The organism is uncultured Caulobacter sp. (genome assembly GCF_947036865.1).
Taxonomy (GTDB): domain Bacteria; phylum Pseudomonadota; class Alphaproteobacteria; order Caulobacterales; family Caulobacteraceae; genus Caulobacter.
Window position 1 is genome coordinate 17,794 of the sequence record NZ_CAMQSF010000023.1, and the last position, 20,333, is coordinate 38,126.

The 20,333-nt window shown below is 68.7% G+C and carries 17 protein-coding genes and 1 pseudogene; 12 read left to right on the forward strand and 6 right to left on the reverse strand.

All coding sequences use genetic code 11. The annotated features are described in order from the left end of the window. Window positions 1–7 precede the first annotated feature (7 nt). A complete protein-coding gene (locus Q0V34_RS13220) occupies window positions 8–1,627 on the forward strand; it encodes a carboxylesterase/lipase family protein (RefSeq protein WP_297512626.1) in 1,620 nt (539 codons plus the stop codon). Here the strand turns inward: Q0V34_RS13220 and Q0V34_RS13225 are convergent. The 4 genes from Q0V34_RS13225 to Q0V34_RS13240 form a co-directional block, all read right to left on the reverse strand. Next, complete coding sequence (locus tag Q0V34_RS13225; RefSeq protein WP_297512628.1) at window positions 1,608–1,763, reverse strand: hypothetical protein; 156 nt, start codon at window positions 1,761–1,763, stop codon at window positions 1,608–1,610. The two genes, Q0V34_RS13220 and Q0V34_RS13225, sit on opposite strands and share 20 nt — an antisense overlap. A 90-nt stretch (window positions 1,764–1,853) precedes the next feature. Then, window positions 1,854–4,319, reverse strand: coding sequence for an exo 1,3/1,4-beta-D-glucan glucohydrolase (locus Q0V34_RS13230; protein ID WP_297512630.1), 2,466 nt, complete (start codon window positions 4,317–4,319; stop codon window positions 1,854–1,856). 150 nt (window positions 4,320–4,469) lie between these two features. Beyond that, entirely contained in the window at window positions 4,470–5,291 is an 822-nt protein-coding gene (locus tag Q0V34_RS13235) for a flagellin (RefSeq protein ID WP_297512633.1), read from the reverse strand. 268 nt (window positions 5,292–5,559) lie between these two features. Further along, window positions 5,560–6,381, reverse strand: a complete 822-nt coding sequence (locus Q0V34_RS13240; RefSeq protein ID WP_297512635.1) for a flagellin — start codon at window positions 6,379–6,381, stop codon at window positions 5,560–5,562. 677 nt (window positions 6,382–7,058) lie between these two features. On the opposite strand from Q0V34_RS13240, the pseudogene Q0V34_RS13245 reads away from it, so the two are divergent. The 8 genes and pseudogenes from Q0V34_RS13245 to Q0V34_RS13280 form a co-directional block, all read left to right on the forward strand. Beyond that, window positions 7,059–7,118, forward strand: a pseudogene (locus tag Q0V34_RS13245) (hypothetical protein); the annotation flags it as partial. A gap of 178 nt (window positions 7,119–7,296) precedes the next feature. Further along, window positions 7,297–7,641, forward strand: coding sequence for a hypothetical protein (locus Q0V34_RS13250; RefSeq protein WP_297512638.1), 345 nt, complete (start codon window positions 7,297–7,299; stop codon window positions 7,639–7,641). Window positions 7,642–7,840: 199 nt separating this feature from the next. Further along, window positions 7,841–8,191: a hypothetical protein gene (locus Q0V34_RS13255; RefSeq protein ID WP_297512640.1), complete on the forward strand. Its 351-nt coding sequence runs from the start codon at window positions 7,841–7,843 to the stop codon at window positions 8,189–8,191. Between the two features lie 146 nt (window positions 8,192–8,337). Beyond that, window positions 8,338–8,778 (forward strand): hypothetical protein, encoded by a 441-nt coding sequence (locus tag Q0V34_RS13260; protein ID WP_297512642.1) that lies wholly within the window; start codon window positions 8,338–8,340, stop codon window positions 8,776–8,778. Window positions 8,779–8,844: 66 nt separating this feature from the next. Beyond that, complete coding sequence (locus tag Q0V34_RS13265; RefSeq protein ID WP_297512644.1) at window positions 8,845–10,017, forward strand: acetyl-CoA C-acetyltransferase; 1,173 nt, start codon at window positions 8,845–8,847, stop codon at window positions 10,015–10,017. A 152-nt stretch (window positions 10,018–10,169) separates the two neighbouring features. Further along, window positions 10,170–10,802, forward strand: a complete 633-nt coding sequence (locus Q0V34_RS13270) for a glutathione S-transferase family protein (RefSeq protein WP_297512646.1) — start codon at window positions 10,170–10,172, stop codon at window positions 10,800–10,802. 127 nt (window positions 10,803–10,929) lie between these two features. Continuing rightward, window positions 10,930–12,018, forward strand: coding sequence for an efflux RND transporter periplasmic adaptor subunit (locus tag Q0V34_RS13275; RefSeq protein WP_297512648.1), 1,089 nt, complete (start codon window positions 10,930–10,932; stop codon window positions 12,016–12,018). Window positions 12,019–12,029: 11 nt separating this feature from the next. Continuing rightward, the gene (locus Q0V34_RS13280; protein WP_297512650.1) at window positions 12,030–15,122 is read left to right on the forward strand and encodes an efflux RND transporter permease subunit; all 3,093 of its coding nucleotides are present in this window, start codon (window positions 12,030–12,032) and stop codon (window positions 15,120–15,122) included. A gap of 13 nt (window positions 15,123–15,135) precedes the next feature. Here the strand turns inward: Q0V34_RS13280 and Q0V34_RS13285 are convergent, their stop codons facing one another. Next, the gene (locus Q0V34_RS13285) at window positions 15,136–15,804 is read right to left on the reverse strand and encodes an arylesterase (protein WP_297512652.1); all 669 of its coding nucleotides are present in this window, start codon (window positions 15,802–15,804) and stop codon (window positions 15,136–15,138) included. 75 nt (window positions 15,805–15,879) lie between these two features. On the opposite strand from Q0V34_RS13285, the gene Q0V34_RS13290 reads away from it, so the two are divergent. Together Q0V34_RS13290 and Q0V34_RS13295 are read left to right on the forward strand one after the other, a co-directional pair. Next, the gene (locus Q0V34_RS13290) at window positions 15,880–17,205 is read left to right on the forward strand and encodes a sorbosone dehydrogenase family protein (RefSeq protein ID WP_297512654.1); all 1,326 of its coding nucleotides are present in this window, start codon (window positions 15,880–15,882) and stop codon (window positions 17,203–17,205) included. Between the two features lie 79 nt (window positions 17,206–17,284). Further along, the gene (locus tag Q0V34_RS13295; RefSeq protein ID WP_297512656.1) at window positions 17,285–18,736 is read left to right on the forward strand and encodes a carotenoid oxygenase family protein; all 1,452 of its coding nucleotides are present in this window, start codon (window positions 17,285–17,287) and stop codon (window positions 18,734–18,736) included. Here the strand turns inward: Q0V34_RS13295 and Q0V34_RS13300 are convergent. Further along, complete coding sequence (locus Q0V34_RS13300; protein WP_297512658.1) at window positions 18,733–19,647, reverse strand: SDR family oxidoreductase; 915 nt, start codon at window positions 19,645–19,647, stop codon at window positions 18,733–18,735. The genes Q0V34_RS13295 and Q0V34_RS13300 overlap by 4 nt on opposite strands. Window positions 19,648–19,725: 78 nt before the next feature. On the opposite strand from Q0V34_RS13300, the gene Q0V34_RS13305 reads away from it, so the two are divergent. Beyond that, window positions 19,726–20,328, forward strand: coding sequence for a TetR/AcrR family transcriptional regulator (locus Q0V34_RS13305; protein ID WP_297512660.1), 603 nt, complete (start codon window positions 19,726–19,728; stop codon window positions 20,326–20,328). Window positions 20,329–20,333: the final 5 nt, after the last annotated feature.

Genomic DNA, 20,333 nt, shown 5'->3' on the forward strand with positions numbered 1-20,333 from the left:
GAAGCCCGTGAACACCGTCCCCAATCGCCGCGCCCTGATCACCGGCGCCGCCGCCCTGGCCGCCTATGCCGCCCTGCCCCGCGCCGGCTTTACGGCCGAGAAGCGCTCGCCGGTGGTGGCGACGACGAACGGCAAGGTGCGCGGCTATCTCGATGGCGAGGTCAGCGTCTTCAAGGGCCTGCGCTACGGCGCCGACACAGGGGGCGCGCGGCGGTTCACGCCGCCGGTTCGGCCCGAGCCGTGGACTGACGTGAAGGACGCTCTCGCCTACGGCCCCGCCTCGATGCAGCAGGGCAAGGGCGAGGACGGCGAGACCCTGTCCGAGGACTGCCTGTTCCTGAACGTCTGGACTCCCGCGAAGCCGGGCAAGGCCGGGCTGGCTGACGGCGGCAAGCGGCCGGTGATGTTCTACATCCACGGCGGGGCCTATAACGGCGGCTCTGGCGCCAGCCCCTGGTACGAGGGAACCAAGCTCGCCAAGCGCGGCGACGTGGTGGTGGTGACGGTCAACCACCGCCTCAACGCCTTCGGCTATCTCTATCTGGCGCGGCTGTTCAACGACCCGTCGGTGGCCGACAGCGGCAATGTCGGCCAGTTGGATCTCGTCCTGGCTCTGCAATGGGTGCGCGACAATATCGAGCGGTTCGGCGGCGATCCGGGCCGGGTGATGCTGTTTGGCCAGTCCGGCGGCGGCGCCAAGATCGCCACCTTGCTGGCCATGCCGGCCGCCAAGGGCCTGTTCCACCGCGCCGCGACCATGAGCGGCCAGCAGGTCACCGTGGGCGGACCGTTCAACGCCACGCGCCGCGCCAAGGCCTTCCTGGACAAGCTGGGCGTCAAGGACCTGGCCGCCCTGCGCGCCCTGCCGGCCGAGCAGATGCTGGAGGGCCTGAAGGCCGTCGATCCGATCGCCGCCTCGGGCGGGGTCTATATGGGTCCGGTGCTGGACGAGCGTACCCTGACCCGCCATCCGTTCTTCCCCGACGCCTCGCCGGTCGGCCTGTCCGTGCCGCTGATGTGCGGCAACACCCACGACGAGACCAAGGGCTTCATCGGCTTCGACGCCAAGGCCTTCCCCAAGACCTGGGACGAGGTGATCGCCAGGCTGCCGGGCCAGTTAAACGCCCGCGTCGACATCGATCCCGAGACGGTCGTGGCCTTCTACCGCCGGACCTATCCGAACTATTCGCCTTCGGACGTCTATTTCGCCGCCTCGACCGCCGGCCGCTCGTGGAAGGCGGCGATCATCCAGGCCGAGGAACGGGCCAAGGCCGGCGCCCCGGCCTATGTCTATCAGGTCAACTGGAAGTCGCCCAAGGACGGCGGCGTCTTCGGCGCGCCGCACACCATCGACATCGGCCTGGTGTTCGGCACGCTGGACGCCAAGGGCTCGATCGTCGGGACCGGCCCGGAGTCCGTGGCCATGTCGAACACCATGAGCGACGCCTTCATCGCCTTCGCCCGCACGGGCGACCCCAACGGCGGGGCGCTGCCGAAGTGGGAGCCCTATGGCCTGCCGCGCCGCCAGACGATGGTGTTCGACACGGTCTCGCGGATGGAGGACGATCCGCGCGGCGCCGAGCGGGAATTCTTCAACCGCGTGCCGTTCACTCAGTTCGGGACCTGACCTCGTACGGCGGCGACGGCGGCAGGTGCTGGACCAGGATCCGCGCCGTCGGCTCGCGCTCGGGCTCCACCGGCGGCGGCTCGCCGAACACCGCGATCCATAGCGCGATCCACGCCTGACGCTCGTCGTAGTCCACCGAACCGGCTCCTTTCGAAAGCCAAATGGTTCGGCGGAACAACGAGTTGCTGGTTAACGCGGCGCTAACCAGCAAATCGCGCTCAAGCTCTTAACGAACCTTGGGCGGACAGACGGCGCCCGACAGCGCGGCCGTAAGCTTCACATTGGCGATCGAGACCTGGAAGGTCCCGGCCGTCGACAGGTCGAACGGCGCGACGACCTTGCCGAGGTCCGCCCCGGCGTCGCCGAAGCATTTCAGCGGGATCTTCAAAGTCGCCCATTGGCCCAGCGGCGTGCCGGCCGGCGGCGTCACGTCCAGCTTGCCGGCCCCCATGGACAAATAGACCGGCCCCGAGGCGGCGGCGTCCAGCCGATACTCGAAGGCCAGGGCCATGTCGGCATAGGTGTGGCCCGACAGGTCCAGCGGCTTGTCGCCCACCAGGGTCAGCCGGCCGAGCTTTTCGCCGGCGAAGGTGATCCGGCGGCCGGCCTCCTGGACGTTGCCGGCGTCGACCGGCGCGATCTGCACCGACGACGACGGCGAGGCCTTGAACTCGAACGGCGCGAGGGTCTTGCCGCCGACGAAGTATTGGGTGGCGTTGGGCGCGATCGCCTGGACGCCGGCGACCTCCGGCAACGGGCCGACCTTGCCAGGCTTGGCGTAGCTCAGGCCATAGCCATAGGCGAATTGCGGGTCATAGCCCGGATCGCCGCGGTTCACCCGGAACTGGACGGCGGTCCTGGGCCAGCTGAACGACAGCTTGCCGGTGAAGTCGTGCCGCGGCTTGCCCATCTTGTCGCCGATCAGCACGTCGGCGATCCCGCCGCCCTCCGAGCCCGGCAGCCAGGCGGCGACGAAGGCGTCCGAGGCGTTGATCTCGGGATTGACCCACAGCGGCCGGCCGCTGAGGAACACCGCCACCACCGGCACGCCCCGAGCCTTCAGGCTCTTGAGAAGGGCGAGATCGGTCTTGGCGCCCGGCTGATATTCCAGCGAGGTCTTCAGGTCGCCGACACCTTCCGCGTACGGATTTTCGCCGAAGACGACGACAGCCACGTCCGGCTTGCGGTCGAACGCGCCGTCGACCGACAGGGTCGCCTGGCCACCGCCGGCCTCGACGGCGGACTTCAGGCCCGCCCAGATCGACTCCGCGCCGGGGAAGTCGGCATTGGTATTGCCCGTGCCCTGCCACGACAGGGTCCAGCCGCCGGCCTGCTTGCCGATGTCATCGGCGCCGGAGCCCGCCACCAGCACGCGGGCCGAGCTCCGGATCGGCAGCACGCCGTCGTTCTTCAGCAGGACCAGCGACTTGCGCACCGCCTCGCGGGCGATGGCCCGGTGCTCGGGCGCGCCGATCACGCCCTCGCGCCCTTCATAGGGCCGCGCCGCCTCGAACAGACCCATCTTGGCCTTCACGCGCAGAATGCGGCGCACGGCGTCGTCGAGCCGCGCCCTCGGGATCACGCCCGACCTGGCTTCGGCCAGCGTGTTCTCGTACAGCGCCTTCCAGCTGTCGGGGGCCATGAACATGTCGACGCCGGCGTTCAGCGCCGCCGGGCAGTCGGTCGGCTTGCAGCCGGGGACCTGGCCGTGACCGTTCCAGTCGCCGATCACGAAGCCGTCGAAGCCCATCCTCCCCTTCAGCACGTCGGTCAGCAGGCTCTTGTTGCCGTGCATCTTCTGGCCGTTCCAGCTGGAGAACGAGGCCATGACCGTCAGGGTCCCGGCGTTGATGGCCGGCACATAGCCCTGGGCGTGGACGCGGATCAGCTCGTCCTCGGAGACTCTGGCGTCGCCCTGGTCGTGGCCGTTCTCGGTGCCGCCGTCGCCCAGGAAGTGCTTGGCGCTGGCGGCGACATGGCCCTTCTGCAGCAGCCCGCCCTGGGCGGCGACGCCCTGGATGCCCAGGATCATCTGGCCCGCGTACTGGCGGATGATCTCGGGATCCTCCGAATAGCCCTCGTAGGTGCGGCCCCAGCGGTCGTCGCGCGGCGCGGCCAGGGTCGGGCCGAACGCCCAGTCGAAGCCGGCGGCGGCGGTCTCCAGCGCGGTGGCCTGGCCAATCCGCCGGATCAGCGCGGGATCGCGCGCCGCGCCGAGCGCGATATTGTGCGGGAAGAGCGTGGCGCCGACGACGTTGTTGTCGCCGTGCACGGCGTCGATGCCGAAGATCAGCGGGATGTGGGTGCCGCCCGCGCGCTGGGCCGCGCCCTCGCGGAACGCCCGCGCGGTGTCGACCCATGGCTTCTGCGGCGAGCGATCGGGCGCGCCCAGCGGCGGCGAGCTGCCCCCGCCCAGGATCGAGCCCAGCGGATAGGTCTTGAGATCCTCGGGCTTGATCTGGCCGATATCGGCCTGGATCACCTGGCCGACCTTCTCCTCCAGCGTCATCCTGGCCATCAGCCGGTCGACGAAGGCCTCGGTGGCCGGGTCCACGAGACCCTGGCTCTTGGCCGCGGGCCACTTGTCGGGATGAGCGGTGGCGGCGGGATCGGTCCGCGCGACGGCGGCGCTCGTGAGGAAGGTCGCCGCCAGCAGGGCGACGCCGAGGGTCCTGGTGTTCATGCTCCCCAACCTTGTCTCGCGCGGCCCGCGCCGCTCTTTGGACAACGTTGTCATGGCGACCACGTGGAGCGCAAGTGGTCATACCAATCTTGGCGCCTTGGCGACCAAAAAAGGGGCGAGCGCTAGGCCCGCCCCTCATAGTCAGGCGCGCGTCCTGGCTTAGCGGAACAGCGCCAGGATCGACGAACTGGACTGGTTGGCGATCGACAGCGCCTGGATGCCCAGCTGCTGCTTGGTTTGCAGCGACTGCAGCTTGGCGCTTTCCTTCGCCAGGTCCGCGTCGACGAGGTTGCCCACGCCGGCGTCCAGGCTGTCCTGCAGCTTGCCGACGAAGGTCAGGTGGGTGTCGAGGCCGGTCGAGCTGGTGCCCAGCGAGGCCAGCTTGTTGGTCGCGGTGCCGATCGCCGTGTCGACCTTGGCGATCACCGACTTGGCGTTGGCGGCCGAGGTGAAGGTGAAGGCGGCGGACAGACCGATGCCGGCCAGGGTCAGGGTCTTGGCGGCGACGGTGAAGCCCGAGCCGTCGGTGTTGGCCAGGAAGGTCAGTTGGGTGGTCTTGCCGTCGGCGATGCTGATCCCGTTGAACTTGGCGTTGCTCGCCGCCTTGGCCACCTGGTCGCGCAGCGAGTTGAAGTCGGACTTCAGCGCGTTGAACGAGGCGGTGTTCAGCGAGGTGTCGGAAGCGGCCAGGGCCTTTTCCTTCATCTTGCCCAGCAGATCGGTGATGGTGTCGCCGGCGGCCAGGGCGACGTCGATGGTGGACTGACCGCGTTGCAGCGAGTCCTTGACGGCGTTCAGGCTGCTGGAGGTCGCCGACTGGATCTTGGCCATGGCCCAGATCGCGCCATTGTCCTTGGCGGTGGCGACCTTCTTGCCGGTGCTGATGCGCTGTTGGACGATACTGAGCTCAGCGCTCGTGGTGTTGAGATTCTGCAGCGCGATAAGCGCTCCAGCGTTCGTATTGATGCTGTTCAGCGCCATGACGAAACGCTCCCTTTCAGAGGTGTTCCGACGTCCTTTTGACACCGGAGGGCGTTTTACCCGTCACGATCGTAGAACGATGATATTTCGAATAGGTTGAGAGAACGCGGTTATTCTATAGTGGCGCTTAGATTTCGCTCGCGAGGGCTGAGTCGAAGCGAACGCGCGACTCACGAAGCGCCCCGCAAAATCGCCGATCCAAACTAATGAAAAAGAAAAGGAGCGGGCGTTTCGGCCCGCTCCTCAAGGGGGTTTTCTTGGCCCGCGTTTAGCGGAACAGGCTCAGGATCGACGAACTCGACGAGTTGGCGATCGAGAGCGCCTGGATGCCCAGCTGCTGCTTGGTTTGCAGCGACTGCAGCTTGGCGCTTTCCTTGGCCAGGTCGGCGTCCACCAGGTTGCCCACGCCGGCGTTCAGGCTGTCTTGCAGCTTGCCGACGAAGGTCAGGTGGGTGTCGAGGCCCTTGGAGCTGGTGCCCAGCGACGACAGCTTGTTGGTGGCCGTGCCGATCGCCTTGTCCAGCGTGGCGAGCGCCGACTTGGCGTTCGCCGCGGAGGTGAAGGTGAAGGCGGCGGACAGGCCGATGCCGGTCAGGTTCAGGCTCTTGGCGCTGACCGTGAAGCCGGTGCCGTCCGTATTGGCCAGGAAGGTCAGCTTGGTCGTGGTGCCGTCGGCGATGCTGACGCCGTTGAACTTGGCGTTGCTGGCGGCCTTTTCGATCTGGTCGCGCAGCGAGTTGAAGTCGGACTTCAGCGCGTTGAACGAGGCGGTGTTCAGCGAGGTGTCGGAAGCGGCCAGGGCCTTTTCCTTCATCTTGCCCAGCAGATCGGTGATGGTGTCGCCGGCGGCCAGCGCGACGTCGATGGTGGACTGACCGCGTTGCAGCGAGTCCTTCACCGCGTTCAGGCTGTCGGCGGTGCCCGACTGGATCTTGGCGGTGGCCCAGATCGCGCCGTTGTCCTTGGCGCTGGCGACCTTCTTACCGGTGCTGATGCGTTGCTGGACGGTTTGCAGCTCGTTGGTCGTCGAGTTCAGGTTCTGCAGGGCGATCAAAGCGCCCGAGTTCGTGTTGATGCTGTTCAGCGCCATTACGAAACAACTCCTATTCGAGGTGTTCCGGCGTCATTTTGACGGCCGGTGGGCGTTTTACCCACCGCCAGCATCCGACATCGACCTTTCAACTTTATTGAAGAAAATTCATAGCATAATTAACATTTGGCACAATGTTATTAATGATTGCCGGCCCATTAAGTAAATACAGATGCCCCGAAGTAAAGCCGCTTGTCTCAAAATGGCACAACTGTACTAACGCGCCTTAAGGCCAGACTCGGCGAACGCCGCCCCACCCCGCGAACACCAGAGTCTAGCCGCCCGCGGAACGCGCCGATCGAAGCTGGCTCCGCCGAGCTCGTGCGACCCAGGCGAGGGCCGCGGCGGAAACGGACAACGCTGTCACGATTTCGTGGTATGGTGCCGCTCGCAGAGCGCGAAGAGGCCCGCCGTGCAGACCCGTTACGTCCCCGCCGACCGCCCTCCGGATCCTTCCCCCGGCGCGATCATCGCGGCGTCGCCGGGCGCCGCGACCAACCTGTCGGCGCATCGCGGCGGTCGCGAAGGTTTAATGTTCCGACGCTTGCCCAATTCGGGGCTTCGCATAAGGTTTCTTGGCGATGGGCAAGGGCGCTCACACCGTTTCTGACCAGGCTCGGGGCCTTGATCGTCTCACCGACCGTGAGCGCGAATGCCTGCGCCTCGTCGATCGCCACATGAGCTCCAAGGAGATCGCCCGGGAGCTGGGCCTCTCCAAGCACACCGTCGACTGGCATCTGGACAAGGCGCGGCGGCGCCTGGGCGCGGTCGATCGCTACGACGCCGCGCGCCGCGCCTTCGACCCCGATCGGAGGGACCCCTGCCCCCCTCCGATCGCGTCGGGGTCCGATCCGGCCCGGCTAGGCGAGACCCCCTCCTCGCGGTCAGCTGACCGCACCGAGGAAGGAGTTTCCAGTGCACGAGTTGACCCCCTATCAGAAGGACGCGATCGGCCAAGCGACGCATCTGCGCCGCGAGGTGACGAGCTTCCAAGACCACTGGCCTCGGCTGAATTCGGCCGAGATGCTGCCGCCGATCACCTGGAGCGAACTCGAGCGCCAGCTCACGAACCTGTCGGCCTCGCCGGCTGGGGCGTCGATGGTGCGCGACCTGGTGGCCGCGACGCGCAAGCAGGCTTCGTTCAAGCCCAACGAACTGGTGATGCGCGAGATCCTGTGCATCGCGAGCGCGGTGATGGACGAGACCTTTCCAGCGGACTCCTTATCCTCGGAGTCGGAAGAGGACGACCCAATCAGCTGAGCGTCCCCCTCCGACTGGCCTTCATCGCGACCGTGATGATCGTGACCGCCTTCGCGTTCGGTTCGATCCTGACGGGGCTCCACGCGCTGGAAAGCCTGTTTCCTTCGACCTAGCGTTCCAAGCCCGCGGAGCCGGGCGCCCCATTCACCATCAGCAAACTGGCAACGCGCCGACAGGGTCGGCGCGAGGGAGACTTCGTATGCTCAAGCAACGCCGTGAAGCCGCCGAAACCGTGGCCCAAGCCCTGTTCGCCGCCGAGAAAGCCATCGACGCCGCGATCGCCAGCACCGCCGCCCTGGCCGGCCTGATGCCCGCCAGCCGCCAGCAAGCCAACCTCTCGGCCCTTATCGGCCAGGACGCCCTGATGTCGGCCATCAACACCATGCAGGCCCTGGGCGCGGCGCGCGAAGGCATCGTCGCCACCCACAAGCACCTGAGCGTCGCCCAGCACGACATCGGCCTGTCGGCGGTGTCCTTCGAGGAGGACGAGTTCGGCAAGGCGCCGCCCAGCGTGGCCGTCGTCGCCAGCCGCCTGAACGTCGCCGCCTAGAGCCAGGGACCTGGCGCGCTTTCGAGCGGTTTGACCGCTCACGCCAAACCCGAAGCGCTCCGGGGCTTCAACGCGACGCAAGATCCTCGCCGGTTCCGATCGGCGAGGATCGTTGCAATCTGGCGGAAACCCTCCACCCTGGCGCGATGGCGCCGCTCAACTCAATTCCGCAATGGTCAAGCCTCGCCGCCCTGCTGATCACGGCGGGCGTGGCGCTGTGGCGTGGAGGCTGGCCTGAACGCCTGGCCGGCGCCGCCATGATCCTGGCCTGGTTCGCCACCGGCTACCTCTATGACAACGACCAAAAGTTCGGGCCGCAGACCGGCGTGTTCCTCGTCGACCTGGCGCTGATGCTGGTGCTGCTGTTCATCGCCCTGCGATCCGATCGCTGGTGGCCGATGTGGGCTTGCGGCTTTCACGGCTTGAGCCTGATCCTGCTGGTCGCCACCCTGGCCGACCCCGGGATCCCGAACCACGCCAGCCTGCTCGCCGGCGGCGGCGTCTTCAGCTACCTCGCGATGGCGGCGCTGTTTTTCGGGGCCCTGAACCGACGCCACGAGGGCCTGACGCGAAACGACGGGTCCTGACGCCGCGTCACCGCTGACAGGGGCTCGAACGCCTGTTTCACTCCCCGTCAACACAGGGAGGAACCAATGGGCGAAGCCTATATCGTGGCGGCCGCGCGGACGGCCGGCGGGCGCAAGGGCGGCAAGGTCTCGGGCTGGCATCCGGCCGATCTGGGCGGCGTGGTGCTGGACGCGCTGATCGAGCGCAGCGGCGCCGACCCGGCCCTGGTCGAGGACGTGATCATGGGCTGCGTCGGCCAGGTCGGCGAGCAGGGCCTGAACGTCGCGCGCAACGCCATCCTCGCCTCGAAGCTGCCGGAAAGCGTGCCGGGCACCTCGGTCGACCGCCAGTGCGGCTCGTCGCAACAGGCCATCCACTTCGCCGCCGCCACCGTGATGTCGGGCGCCATGGACGTGGTGATCGCCGCCGGCGTCGAGAGCATGAGCCGCGTGCCGATGGGGCTGTCCTCGCAGCTGCCCTACAAGAACGGGTTCGGCACCTACAAGAGCCCGCGCATCGAGGACCGCTATCCCGGCATCCAGTTCAGCCAGTTCATGGGCGCGGAGATGATGGCCAAGAAGTACGACCTGTCGCGGGCCGAACTCGACGCCTACGCGCTGAAGAGCCACCAGCGGGCGATGGCCGCCACCAAGGCCGGCAAGTTCGCCGCCGAGATCGTGCCGATCGACGTGACCCTGGAGGACGGGACCACCCAGCGCCACGACGCCGACGAGGGCATCCGCTGGGACGCCTCGCTGGAGTCGATCGGCTCGGTCAAGCTGCTGGCCGAGGACGGCCGGATCACCGCCGCCACCTCCAGCCAGATCTGCGACGGCGCGGCCGGGGTGATGATCGTCAACGAACGGGGGCTCAAGGCCCTGGGCGTCGAGCCCCTGGCCCGCATCCACCACATGACCGTCATCGGCCACGACCCGGTGATCATGCTGGAGGCCCCGATCCCCGCCACCCAGAAGGCGCTGGAACGGGCCGGCATGAAGATCGACGACATCGACCTCTACGAGGTCAACGAGGCCTTCGCCTCGGTGCCGACCGCGTGGCTGAAGGTCACCGGCGGCGATCCGGACAAGCTGAACGTCCACGGCGGCGCCATCGCCCTGGGCCATCCGCTGGGCGGCTCGGGCGCCAAGCTGATGACCACCCTGGTCCACGCGATGAAGGACCGCGGCGCCCGCTATGGCCTGCAGACCATGTGCGAGGGCGGCGGCCTGGCCAATGTGACGATCGTGGAGCGGCTGTAGTTTCAGCCGATCTCCCCGGCGAACGCCGGGGCCCAGATCGCACCCACAAGAGCGCGGGGCTGGCGATGGTCCTAGGCGCGTCAGCCCAAGGCGCTCAGGATGGATCTGGGTCCCGGCATTCGCCGGGAAAGTCGGAAATTGGCGCGCAATCGATGATCACCCTCTGGCACTGCCATGACGCCCGCTCGTTCCGGCCGCTCTGGGCGCTGGAGGAGCTGGGCGTTCCTTATGAGCTGAGGGTGCTGCCCTTCCCGCCCCGCTTCCTCGCCCGCGAATACCTGGACGAGAACCCGCTGGGGACGATCCCGCTGCTGGTCGACGGCGAGACGCGGATGACCGAGTCCGCGGCGATGATCGAGTACCTGTCGATGCGCCATGGCGGCGGCGCGCTGTCGGTGCGGCCGGACGAGCCCGGCTACGGCGCCTATCTGAACGGTCTGGTCTTCGGCGAGGCCACCCTGACCTTTCCGCAGACCCTGGTGCTGCGCTACACGCGGCTGGAACCGGAGGAACGCCGCAATCCCCAGGTGGCCAGCGACTACGCCCGCTGGTTCCTGGCCCGGCTGCGCGGCCTGGACGGGGCGCTCCAGGATCGCGAGCACTATGCCGCCGACCGCTTCACCGGCGCCGACATCTCTGTCGCCTACGCCCTGCTGCTGGCGGAATCGCTGGGCCTCGACGCCGATTTTCCGCCGGCCGTGGCCGCCTATTGGGCGCGCATGCGCCAACGCCCGGGCTTCCAGCGGGCCAAGGCCGCCCAGGCGCGATCGACCGCGTCGCCCTGAAACCTTTTATCGTCTTACGGTAAATTAACTCAGCGACCCAAGGTTTGTCGGCTAGAAGGCCGGCGGGCTTTCAATGTCAGCTGGGGACTAGGTCGTGCTTTACCGGATCAACGGGCGTCGCCCGACCTTGAGCGCGCTTGTCCTGGTCCTGGGCGCCAGCGCGATCGCCCTGGCCGGCTGCGGCAAGGCGCCGCCCAAGAAGGTCAAGGCCCAGGCCTCCAGCTCGGCCCAGACGGTCAGCGTCGTGGACGTGACCAGCCAGCCGATCGCCCGCCAGATCAACGCCACCGGCACCATCTCGCCCTGGGAGGAAGTCCCCGTCGGCGCCGAGACCGGCGGCCTGACCGCCGTCGCCGTCAACGCCGAGGAAGGCCAGGTGGTCAAGGCCGGCCAGGTCCTGGTCAAGCTGAACGACACCCTGCTGGTGGCCCAGCTGCGCCAGCACGAGGCGGCCGTCGCCAGCGCCAAGGCCACCCTGGCCGAGGCCAACGCCTCCTTGAACCGGGCCCGCGAACTGCAGGCCAAGGGCTATCTCTCACAGGCGGGCCTGGACACCGCCATCGCCAAGCAGGGCACGGCGGCGGCCAATCTGTCCTCGGCCCAGGCGGCGCTGGGCGAGACCGCCGCGCGCGTGGCCCAGACCGCGATCCGCGCCCCGGTCGGCGGCCTGATCAGCCGGCGCAGCGTCACCAAGGGCCAGATCGTCACGACGGGCGCGGAGGTCTTCCGCATCGTCCGCGACAGCCGCCTGGAGCTGGACGCCGAAATCCCCGAGACCGACCTCGGCGCGGTCAAGGCCGGCATGTCGGCCAAGGTCTATTCGGAAAAGGTCGGCGAGATGACCGGCCGCGTCCGCATCGTCACCTCGGAAGTCAATCCGACCAGCCGCCTGGGCACGGCCCGCGTGGCGCTGTCGGCCATGGGCGGCTTCCGACCGGGCATGTTCGCCCGCGCCACCATCGACGCCGGCGACCAGCCGGCCCTGGTCGTGCCCAGCGCCTCGGTGCTGTACCGCGAGAACCGGCCGGGCGTCTTCATCGTCGACGGGACCGACAAGGTTCACTTCCGCCGCATCACGATCCTGGCCAACACCGGCTACCGTGTCGCCGCCACCGGCGTCGCCGCCGGCGAGCGGGTGGTGGTCGACGGGGCCGGCTTCCTGGGTGAAGGCGATCCGGTCCGCGTGGCCGGCGCCGCGCCCAAGCCCGCTCGCTGAGGACGCGCCCGATGCGCAACATCTCCTCCTGGGCGATCAAGAACCCGATCCCCGTCATCCTGCTGTTCCTGCTGCTGTCGCTGGCCGGCGTCGCCGGCTTCAAGAGCATGCGGATCAACAACAATCCCGACGTCGACTTCCCGTTCGTCGTCGTCACCGCCGTTCGCCCCGGCGCGGCCCCCAGCGAGCTGGAGACCCAGGTCACCCGCCTGATCGAGGACTCGGTCGCGGGCCTGGGCCAGGTGCGGCACATCAACTCCACCGTCGTCGACGGCGCCTCGACCACGGTCATCGAGTTCGAGCTGGGCGTCGACCACGAGCGGGTGACCAACGACGTCCGCAACGCCATGTCCAACCTGCGCGGCTCCCTGCCCCAGGACATGCAGGAGCCGATCGTCAACCGCGTCGACGTGACCGGCGGCGGCCTGATCACCTATGTGGTCAGGGCCCCCACCCTGACGCCGGAGCAGCGCAGCTGGTTCGTCGACAACGAGGTCAGCCGCGCCCTGCTGGCCATCAAGGGCGTGCGCCAGGTCAACCGTCAGGGCGGCGTCGACCGCGAGATCGAGGTGGCCCTGGATCCCGACCGCCTGGCCGCGCGGGGCGTCACCGCCGCCACCGTCAGCCAGGCCCTGGTCTCGGCCAACGCCGACCTGCCGGGCGGCCGCGTGACGATCTCGGGCTCGGAACGCGCCATCCGCACCCTGGGCGCGGCGGGCTCGGTCGAGCAGCTGCGAGAGACCCGCGTGCCCCTGCCCTCCGGCGGCACGGTGCGCCTGGCCGATCTCGGCGAGATCACCGACCACTGGGCCGAGCCGCGCTCGCGCGCCCGCTATGACGGCCAGGAGGTGGTGACCTTCAACATGGTGCGCGGCCGCGACGCCTCGGAGGTGCAGACCGCCGACAAGGTCCGCAAGGCCATCGCCAAGCTGGAGAAGGCCCACCCCGAGGTCCGGATCGAGGAGATCACCTCGACCGTCAAATATATCGAGCAGAGCTACGTCGCCTCGATGGAGGCCCTGATCGTCGGCGCCATCCTGGCGGTGCTGGTCGTGCTGCTGTTCCTGCGCGACGGCCGCGCCACCCTGCTGGCGGCGGTGGCGATCCCGATGTCGCTGATCCCGACCTTCGCGGTGTTGGCGCCGATGGGCCAGTCGCTGAACGGCATCACCCTGCTGGCCCTGTCGCTGACCGTGGGCATCCTGGTGGACGACGCGATCGTCGAGATCGAGAACATCGTCCGCCACATGCGCGGCGGCAAGAGTCCCTACGCCGCGGCGATGGAGGCGGCCGACGAGATCGGCCTGGCGGTCGTGGCCACCACCTTCACCATCGTGGCGGTCTTCGCGCCGGTCGGCTTCATGCCGGGCATCATCGGCCAGTTCTTCAAGGCCTTCGCCCTGGCCGCCTGCGTCTCGGTGCTGTTCTCGCTGGTGGTCGCCCGCCTGCTGACGCCGCTGATGGGCGCCTACATGCTGAAGGCCGACGCCAAGCACGAGGACAAGGACCCGCCCTGGATGGGGCCTTATCTGAAGAGCCTGAACTGGGCGCTGCGGAACCGTTGGAAGGTCCTGTGGATGGGCCTGCCGATGTTGATCATCTCGGGCATCCTCGCGACCCGCCTGCCGTTCGAGTTCCAGCCCCAGGTCGACCGCGGCCAGGCCGACTTCTCGGTCGAGCTGCCGCCCGGCGCGACCCTGGACGAGACCGACGCCGTCGTGCAGCGCGTGGCCAAGACCCTGCTGGCCCGCAAGGAAGTCGTCAGCGTCTACAGCGCGATCGGGAGCAACGGCTCGGTCAACAAGGCCAGCCTGACCGCCGACCTGACCGACAAGAAGGAACGGATAAGCCAGAAGCAGTTCAGCCGCGAGATGGTCGACCAGTTCGCCGCCATCCCCGGCGTGCGGATCGGCGCGGGCGGCAACAGCGGCGGCGGCCCCTCGAACGGCGGCAGCTACACGCTGCGCCTGCTCAGCGACAACGGCCCGGCTCTGGAGGCCGCCGCGCGCAAGGTCGAGGCCGAGATGCGCACGGTTCCGGGCCTGGCCCACGTGGTCAACACCGCCGCGATCGCCCGGCCCGAGATCGTCGTGACGCCGAAGCCGGACCAGGCCGCGCGCGCCGGCGTCTCGGCCGGGGCCATCTCCCAGGCCGTGCGCGTGGCCACGATCGGCGACGTCGCGCAGAACCTGCCGAAGTACAATCTGGGCGACCGCCAGGTGCCGATCCGCCTGCGCCTGAACGACGACGCGCGCGGCGACATCGCCGTGCTGCAGACGCTGAAGGTGCCCTCGGCCAACGGCCCCGTGCCGCTGAACGCGGTGGCCGACATCCGCTTCGGCGCCGGCCCTTCGCAGATCGACCGCCAGGACCGCTCGCGCGTCGCCACCATCACCGCCGAGCTGGACGGCATCGTCGTCGGCGAGGCGGCCAAGCGGGTTCACGCCCTGTCGTCGGTCAAGCACCTGCCCCCCGGCGTCAAGGAGACCCCAGCCGGCGACGCCGAGTTCATCGCCGAGATGGTCACCGGCTTCCTGGGCGCGCTGATCACCGGCATCCTTCTGATGTACGTCGTGCTGGTGCTGCTGTTCCGCAGCTTCGCCCACCCGATCACCATCATGGTCGCCCTGCCCCTGGCGATCGGCGGCGCCTTCGGGCTGCTGGTGCTGGTCCATTCCAGCTTCTCGATCTCGACCCTGATCGGCATCCTGATGCTGATGGGCATCGCGGCCAAGAACTCGATCCTGCTGGTCGAGTACGCGATCATGGCCATGAAGGAACAGGGCATGGACAAGCGCACGGCGATCATCGACGCCGCGCACAAGCGGGCCAGACCGATCCTGATGACCACGGTGGCGATGGGCGCGGGCATGCTGCCCACCGCCATCGGCCTGGGCGCCGAGATCGAGTTCCGCGCGCCGATGGCCATCGCCGTCATCGGCGGCCTGATCACCTCGACCTTGCTGTCGCTGCTCTACATCCCGGTGGTGTTCGTGCTGATGGACGGCCTGAAGACCCGCGCCGAGCGGCTGATGGGCCGCCTGTTCGGCCACCAGCACCAGGCGGCCGCCACGCCCTCGGACGTCAGGGGCGCGGCGGAGTAGTCCGAACGGTGGCTCAGGCCCTCAGCGCCTGGGCCACGACCGGCGCCAGGCGCTCGGCGATGATCCGGGCGCCCTCGGCGTTGGGGTGGATGCCGTCGCGCTGCATGTAGCGCGACACCCCGATCACGCCGGTCAGAAAGTCCGGGGCGTAGAGCACGCCCTGCTCGCGGGCCAGGTCCGGATAGAGGGCGGTGAAGCGGCGCGCATAGGCCACGCCTAGCAGGCCGGGGGCGCGCACGCCGGCCAGCACCACGCGGGTGTTCCGCGACTTCAGATGCTGGACGATCGCCCGTAGATTGGCCTTGGTCAGCGAGGGGTCGAGGCCGCGCAGCAGGTCGTTGCCGCCCAGGGCCACCACGCAGACGGCGGTCTCGGCGGGCACCCGGTCGACGCGCGCCAGGCCGTTGGCGCTGGTGTCGCCGAACACGCCCTGGCCCAGCACCCGAGCGCGCGCGCCCAGCCGGTCCAGCGCCGCCTGCAGCCGCGCCGGCATCGCCTGGTCCGCGGGCAGGCCCAGGCCCGCCGTGATCGAGTCGCCCAGCACCGTGACCAGGGGCGGCTTGGGCGGCGGGGGCGGCGGCTTGGCCGGCGCGCGCCTTCGGACCGACGCCGACGCCGGGCCGACCGCCGTCAGGGCCGCCAGGCCGGCCAGCAGAAGTCGACGGGACTGGAACTTCACCATGCCTCAACCGTATCAATGTCCAGAACGGATCAAAGCCCCCGCGCGTTGAACGGGGGCTGAAGGGGAGACGCGCCGATGCAACGCAGGTTTCGCGAAATCTTGATCGTCGGCGCCGCCCTCGCGGCCCTGGCCGCCTGCGGTCAGAGCCAGGGCCAGCAGGCCAGCCCGGTCGGCTATGGACCCAATCCCGCCCTGCCCGCGCCCAAGCACGCCCTGCTGCCGACGGTGAAGGTCTCCGACGTGGTCGGCTGGCCCGCCGGCGTCACGCCCGCCGCGCCGGCGGGCTTCAAGGTCCAGCCGTTCGCGACGGGCCTGGATCACCCGCGCTGGCTCTTGGTGCTGCCGAACGGCGACGTGCTGGTGGCCGAGACCAACGGCCCGCCCAAGAAGGAGAAGAACGGCCTGCGCGCCTTCTTCGAGAAGATGCTGATGAAGAAGGCCGGCGCGGGCGTGCCCAGCGCCAACCGCATCAGCCTGCTGCGCGACGCCGACCATGACGGGGTGGCCGAAACCAAGGTCCCGTTCCTGACCGACCTCTATTCGCCGTTCGGCATGGCCCTGGTCGGCGACACGCTCTACGTCGCCAACGCCGACGCCATCGTCGCCTTTCCGTACACGGAGGGGGCCACCCGGATCACCGCCCCGCCGCGCAAGATCGCCGACCTGCCAGGCGGGCCGATCAACCACCACTGGACCAAGAACATCCTGGCCAGCCCCGACGGCAAGACCCTCTACGCCACGGTCGGCTCGAACAGCAATGTCGGCGAGAACGGCCTCGAGAACGAGACCGACCGCGCGGCGATCCTGCAGGTCGACCTGGCGACGGGCGCCAAGCGCGTCTTCGCCTCGGGCCTGCGCAATCCCAACGGCCTGGCCTGGAATCCGGCCAATGGCCAGCTGTGGACCGCCGTCAACGAGCGCGACGAATTGGGCAACGACCTGGTGCCCGACTACATGACCTCGGTGCGCGAAGGCGGCTTCTACGGCTGGCCCTACAGCTATTTCGGCCGCAACGTCGACAAGCGGGTCAAGGACCGCGACCGCCGCCCCGACCTCGTCGAGCGCGCCATCGTCCCCGACTACGCCCTGGGCGCCCAAACCGCCTCGCTGGGCCTGGCCTTCTACCAGGGCCAGACCTTCCCGGCCCGCTACAAGGACGGCGTCTTCGTCGGCCAGCACGGCTCGTGGAACCGCAAGCCGCAGGCCGGCTACAAGGTGGTGTTCGTCCCCTTCGCGGGCGGCAAGCCGGCGGGCCCTGTCGAGGACTTCCTGACCGGCTTCCTCGACGCCAAGGGCAAGGCCCAGGGCCGGCCGGTCGGCGTGGCGGTCGACGCCTCGGGCGCGCTTCTGGTGGCCGACGACGTCGGCAATGTCGTCTGGCGGGTCAGCGCGGCGAAGTAGGGCAGGCTGGCGCCCCAAGGGCAGCTTGCACAACAGGACTAACTGGCCTTAGCTTCCCCCAGCTCAGGGAGGAGCCGCCATGAAGATCGAACGCCTGCCCAAGGTGCGCGTCTCGCTGGGACCGACCAACCACCCGTACATGACCGGCCCGTGGACGCCGCAGCACGAGGAGGTGAACGCCTGGGACCTGGAGGTGCTGGAGGGCGCCATCCCAACCGATCTGGACGGCGTCTATCTGCGCAACACCGAGAACCCCGTCCACGACCCGCTGGGCCGCTATCACCCGTTCGACGGCGACGGCATGGTGCATCAGATCGAGTTCAAGCGCGGCGAGGCGACCTACCGCAACCGATTCATCCGTACACGGTGTTTCGAGGCCGAGCAGGAGGCCGGCGAGGGCCTGTGGGGCGGGCTGATGGACGGTCCCGGCGTCTCCAAGCGTCCCGGCTTCGGCGCGCACGGGGCGCTGAAGGACACCGCCAGCACCGACATCGTCGTCCATAACGGCGAGGCGATCGCCACCTTCTACCAGTGCGGCGAGGCCTATCGCCTGGATCCGCTGACCCTGGAGAATCTGGGCGTCGCGGCCTGGGCGCCGCTGGACGGCGTCTCGGCCCATCCCAAGGTCGACGAGGCCAGCGGCGAGCTGCTGTTCTTCAACTACTCCAAGGCCGCGCCGCACATGCACTACGGCGTCGTCGACGCGACGGGCCGGCGGATCGTCTATCAGCCCGTGCCGCTGGCCGGACCGCGCCTGCCGCACGACATGGCCTTCTCGTCGAAATACGCGATCCTCAACGACCTGCCGGTGTTCTGGGACCAGGACCTGATGGCGCGGAACATCCATGCCGTGCGCCTGCACAAGGGCCTGCCCAGCCGCTTCGCCCTGATCCCCCGCCACGGCGGCGAGGTCCGCTGGTTCGAGGCCGAGCCGACCTATGTGCTGCACTGGCTCAATGCGTACGAGGACGGCGACGAGGTGGTGCTGGACGGCTATTTCCAGGAAAATCCGATCCCCCGCCCGCTGGAGACCGCCCCCGACGGCCACGGCCACCTGATGGCCTATCTGGACGAGCACAGCTTCCGGCCCAAGCTCCATCGCTGGCGCTTCAACCTCGCCACCGGCGAGACCACCGAGAAGCATCTGGACGACCGGATCCTCGAGTTCGGCATGTTCAATCAGAAATACGCCGGCAAGCCCTATCGCTACGCCTATTCCACCACCGCCAAGCCGGGCTGGTTCCTGTTCAACGGCTTCGTCAAGCACGACCTCGCGACCGGCGAGAGCTGGTCGATCGCCCTCCCGGACGGCGTCTACGCCAGCGAGGCGCCGTTCGCGCCCCGCGTCGGCGCGAGCGCCGAGGACGACGGCTATCTCGTCACCTTCCTGATCGACGAGAACCGGGGAACGTCCGAATGCGCGATCATCGACGCCCAACGCTTCCAGATCGTCTGCCGCATCGCCCTGCCCCATAAGCTGAGCAGCGGCACCCACAGCGTCTGGGCCGGACGGGAGATGCTGCGCGGCTAGGCGAAGCGGGCGCCGGTCATTCGCTCGGAGACCGCCCAAAGGCGCGCGGCGGCGGCGGTGTCCAGCGCCTGGGCCGGGAAGCGGGCCGGCGCCGGATAGCCTCGTGTCTCGCCCAGACCGTTCGGACCGTAATAGCCGCCGCCCCGCGCCTCTGGCGACGTCGCCGCGTAAAGGGTCGGCAAGGCGCCTTGGGCCACGGGCTGAAACAGGAACCACAGCAGGCCTCGGGCGCGGGCCGCGGCGCTCTCCCGGCCGGGCGCGTTGAACAGGAGCTCCGTGCGCGCGATGCCCGGATGGGCGGCGATGCTGTCCACGCCCCAGCCGCCCGCGTCGCCGCGCCGCTGCAGCTCGAGCGCGAACATCAGGCAGGCCAGCTTGGATTGGCTGTAGGCCGACATCGGCCGATAGCCGCGCTCGGCGTTCAGGTCGTCGAAGTCGATCCTTCCGCCCCGCGCCGCGACGCTCGACACGGTGACCACTCGCGCCTTCCGGGCCCCGCGCAGCATCGGCATCAGGTGCGCGGTCAGGGCGAAGTGACCCAGATAGTTGGTCCCCAGCTGCAACTCGAATCCGTCAGCCGTGGTGCGGCGCGCGGGCGGGGTCATCACGCCGGCGTTGTTGATCAGCAGGTCGAGGCTGTCGCGCTGGCCCCGCAGCCGCGCGGCGAAGTCGGCCACCGACCGCAGGCTGGCCAGGTCCAGTGTTTCGAAGCGAATGTTCGCCGCCGGAGCGGCCTGCCGGATCCGGGCCACGGCGTCCGCCCCCTTGCCCGGATGGCGGCCGGCGACGATCACCTCCGCCCCTGCCCGCGCCAGGGCCAGGGCGTCCTCGAAGCCCAGCCCTCCGGTCCCGGTGACGACCGCGCAGCGGCCGTCCTGCGGCGGAATGTTCTTTGTGGTCCAGCTAGCCATCGCCTTGTCCCCGTGAGAAAATCGCACTCGGTGCATAAATTAGTGCACTGAGTGCAATATTTCAAGCGGTCGAGATCGATGACCCACGGCGATCCCTCGCGCGCGTCCGGAGAAGGCCTGCGGGAACGCAAGCGGCGCGAGACCTTGCAGCGCATCACGGACGCGGGGACACGGCTGTTCATCGCTCACGGCTACGAGGCGACAACCCTTGACGCTATCGCCGCCGAGGCCGGGATTTCCCGGCGAACGTTCTTCCACTACTTCAAGTCCAAGGACGAGATTCTGCTGGCCATGCAGGCGGGGCTCGGCGACCTGTTGACCGCCGCCCTGGCCCAGGAAACGCGGGATCAAAGGCCGATCGACGCCGTGCGCAAGGCGCTGGTCCGCATCAGCGGCGCCTATGATCCCGGCGAAATGCTCATCCTGGACCGGGTGATGCGGTCCAGCGAAGCCGTGCTCGCCCGCAAACAGGCCAGCTATGTCCAGCACGAGGCGACGCTGTTCGCCGCCCTGCGCGCGCTCTGGCCGGAGGCCGAGCGGGAGACCGGGCTGCGGCTGGTGGCCATGCTGTCGATCGGCGCGCTGCGCCTGTCGCTGGAGGCTTTCAACCGCGAGGACGGGCGCCGCCCCATCGCGGCCCTTCTGAACGAGGCCTTCGACGCGCTGGAGACGGAAGTCTGAGCCGG

Bases quoted from the DNA above. Each gene is read 5' to 3' on its own strand.
- Q0V34_RS13265 (WP_297512644.1), top strand. From the start codon at position 8,845: ATGGGCGAAGCCTATATCGTGGCGGCCGCGCGGACGGCCGGCGGGCGC.
- Q0V34_RS13290 (WP_297512654.1), top strand. From the start codon at position 15,880: ATGCAACGCAGGTTTCGCGAAATCTTGATCGTCGGCGCCGCCCTCGCG.
- Q0V34_RS13255 (WP_297512640.1), top strand. From the start codon at position 7,841: ATGCTCAAGCAACGCCGTGAAGCCGCCGAAACCGTGGCCCAAGCCCTG.
- Q0V34_RS13240 (WP_297512635.1), bottom strand. From the start codon at position 6,381: ATGGCGCTGAACAGCATCAACACGAACTCGGGCGCTTTGATCGCCCTG.
- Q0V34_RS13270 (WP_297512646.1), top strand. From the start codon at position 10,170: ATGATCACCCTCTGGCACTGCCATGACGCCCGCTCGTTCCGGCCGCTC.
- Q0V34_RS13305 (WP_297512660.1), top strand. From the start codon at position 19,726: ATGACCCACGGCGATCCCTCGCGCGCGTCCGGAGAAGGCCTGCGGGAA.
- Q0V34_RS13285 (WP_297512652.1), bottom strand. From the start codon at position 15,804: ATGGTGAAGTTCCAGTCCCGTCGACTTCTGCTGGCCGGCCTGGCGGCC.
- Q0V34_RS13280 (WP_297512650.1), top strand. From the start codon at position 12,030: ATGCGCAACATCTCCTCCTGGGCGATCAAGAACCCGATCCCCGTCATC.
- Q0V34_RS13295 (WP_297512656.1), top strand. From the start codon at position 17,285: ATGAAGATCGAACGCCTGCCCAAGGTGCGCGTCTCGCTGGGACCGACC.
- Q0V34_RS13235 (WP_297512633.1), bottom strand. From the start codon at position 5,291: ATGGCGCTGAACAGCATCAATACGAACGCTGGAGCGCTTATCGCGCTG.
- Q0V34_RS13300 (WP_297512658.1), bottom strand. From the start codon at position 19,647: ATGGCTAGCTGGACCACAAAGAACATTCCGCCGCAGGACGGCCGCTGC.
- Q0V34_RS13260 (WP_297512642.1), top strand. From the start codon at position 8,338: ATGGCGCCGCTCAACTCAATTCCGCAATGGTCAAGCCTCGCCGCCCTG.